At 43.5% G+C, this 561-nt stretch carries 1 protein-coding gene; it reads left to right on the top strand.

Translation table 11 applies throughout. The annotated features are described in order from the left end of the window. The first annotated feature begins 54 nt into the window (after positions 1 to 54). On the top strand, positions 55 to 453 hold the full coding sequence (locus tag HT737_RS30705) for a hypothetical protein (RefSeq protein WP_182400969.1): 399 nt from the start codon (positions 55 to 57) through the stop codon (positions 451 to 453). The last annotated feature ends 108 nt before the right edge of the window (positions 454 to 561 follow it).

Here is a 561-nt window from a genome sequence, read left to right as displayed (position 1 = left end):
GACAAGTATTACTTTCAGGCGTTATTGATAAGCCTCTATAGATAGGTGATGCAAATGGCGACTACCGGTAAATTCGAATTCGATACCAGCGAATTTGGGAGCTTTGAAGCCAGTGAGCTTGATCTCAGCGAGGTCGGCAATTTTTTTCAAGTGAAAGTAGGCAAACCTACTGGTGCCAAATTTCACACTTCGTTATCAATGAATATCGAGAAGTTTGAGGGAACAAAAACCTTCGAAGATGCGCAATTGCCCGTAATTAAATTTATCTCAAGGGAGGAAAATTACATGTTTAGGTATACCGTGAAGTCTGGTTCCCTGACGGCCACCATCTCGGCAGAGGCGGTGAAAATCACTGGAACATTCGACCTTATAATGACTGCCGATCCCGACAGTGAATCGAGAGGACCTGAAGAAATCGTACTCTACGAGGGTGACTTTGAACTTGAAAACTGACGTTCTGCGTCATCCAAAAAACATGGCAGTGAACCTGGCTTCCATGTTTTTTTTGCCGGTTCGTTTTCCTCCGAGTCATTAATGAAGCTTTCATGACAAAAGTTCGGT

The organism is Pseudomonas sp. MD195_PC81_125 (genome assembly GCF_014060985.1).
Lineage (GTDB): Bacteria > Pseudomonadota > Gammaproteobacteria > Pseudomonadales > Pseudomonadaceae > Aquipseudomonas > Aquipseudomonas parakoreensis.
This window is presented reverse-complemented; position numbering and strand designations above follow the sequence as displayed.